The organism is Nocardia farcinica, from assembly GCF_029867845.1.
GTDB classification, from domain to species: domain Bacteria; phylum Actinomycetota; class Actinomycetes; order Mycobacteriales; family Mycobacteriaceae; genus Nocardia; species Nocardia farcinica_A.
On the sequence record NZ_JARWRU010000329.1, the window covers coordinates 1 to 1,811 of the forward strand.

A 1,811-nucleotide genomic window follows, 5' to 3' on the forward strand; every position below is an offset into this window, starting at 1 on the left:
GCCGAGGACGCGGCCGCCGCGGCGAGCACGGCGGTCGGCACGGCCACCGGCGCGCTGGAGGCCGCCTTCGCCGCGCTCGGCGATCCGAAGGCCGGCGTGCCCGCCGACACCACCCCGGCCTCGACCACGCCCGCGTCGACCCCGGTGTCGAACCAGCCGAGCCACCTCTCCACCGGCAGCGGCTCCAGCCCGTCGCCGGGGAGCTCGCCGGGCAACCCCGGCTCGCCGGGCGGCTCCGGCTGGTCCGGCTCGTCGGCCGGTCCCGGCTCCAGCGCGCCCTCCGGGCCGCTGCCGACCGGCGACGTCGCGGAGTGGATCGAGCAGGCCAAGAAGATACTCATCGAGATGGGCTACAGCCCGGATCAGATCGACGAGCGCGCCATCGCGCTGATCATCGAGCACGAGTCGGGCGGCAACCCCTACGCGGAGAACCGGTGGGACAGCAACTGGCTGGCCGGGCATCCGTCGAAGGGCATCATGCAGACCATCGACAGCACCTTCGACGCCTACGCCGCACCCGGTCACACCGACATCTGGGATCCGGTGGACAACATCGTCGCCGCCACCCGCTACGCCATCGACCGCTACGGCTCGCTGTCGAACGTGCCCGGTGTCGCCGGCGTCAACTCCGGCGGCGCGTACCAGGGCTATTGATTCCACCCCGCTGTGCCCACCCCGCTGTGCCCATCCCGCTGCCCTCGCCGAACCCGGCCACGGGGGCCCCTCGGAGCGCCCGAGACGGCGGGTGCCCTGCCCCGCTTCGCTGCGACAATGGACATCGGTGGGGGTACACCGGACCTCTACCTGTGAGTACAGTCGGCTCGACACGAGGGCAGGCCCTTTGCCCCGTAAAGTCGTCTCACAGCAGGCAGTGCAGAACAGCACCGTAAGAAACACCGCGGCACAACGTGCAGCGCGAGGAGCACCAGTGTCACTCGATCAGCCACTCGCCCCGGTTCCCGAACAGGGCATGGGCTTCGATGCGGCGTGGCCCGTCCGGGCTGGCGATGTTGATCCCTACAACCGGCTGCGCTTCGACGCGGTCGCGCGGTATCTGCAGGATATCGCCTGGGAGCAGTTGCATCAGACCTTCCTGGCCCGCACCGACCCCAACTGGATCGTGCGGCGCACCGTCATCGACGTCATCCGGCCGGTGCTGTGGCCCGACACGGTGCACCTGCTGCGGTGGTGCTCGAGCATGTCCACCCGCTGGACCAACATGCGGGTGCGCATCACCAGCGACAACGGCGGTCTGATCGAGACCGAGGGCTTCTGGATCAACATCAGCGAGTCGACCGGGATGCCCGCCAGGATCAGCGACGAGGGCCTGGCCTACCTGGCCAGGAGCACCGACGAGCACCGGCTGCGCTGGCGGCCCTACCTGACCGACGCCGCACCCCCGGAGTCCGACACCGACCTGCCGTTCCCGGTCCGGGTCACCGACATCGACCAGTACAACCACGTCAACAACGCCTGCTACTGGCAGGCCGTCGAGCACTTCCTGGTCGAGTACCCCAAGCTCATCGCCGGGCCGCACCGCGCGGTCATCGAGTACGTCGCCCCCGTGCTGGCCCGCCAGCACATCACCGTGCGCAGCCGCTTCGCGCCGGGCGACCGCAGCCCCGGGCGCCCGGTGCTGCGGCTGTGGTTCGTGGTGGGCGGGGCGACCACCACGGTCGTGCGCATCATGCCGCTGACCGGCTGAGTGCCGCACCGTCCCCGGGCGGGGTTCGACACGCCACGGGGCGGGACGCGGCCGGAAGCCGAGGGCCGGCGCGGGGGGACGGCTCGGCGGGCGCCGGCGCGGAGTG

The 1,811-nt window shown here is 71.3% G+C and carries 2 protein-coding genes; both read left to right on the plus strand.

The window, feature by feature from the left end:
* Positions 1–654, plus strand: a 654-nt coding sequence (locus QH283_RS07025) for a transglycosylase SLT domain-containing protein (RefSeq protein ID WP_280502203.1), incomplete at its 5' end; no start/stop codon positions are given.
* A gap of 274 nt (positions 655–928) precedes the next feature.
* A complete protein-coding gene (locus QH283_RS07030; RefSeq protein WP_280502204.1) occupies positions 929–1,705 on the plus strand; it encodes an acyl-[acyl-carrier-protein] thioesterase in 777 nt (258 codons plus the stop codon).
* Positions 1,706–1,811 lie beyond the last annotated feature (106 nt).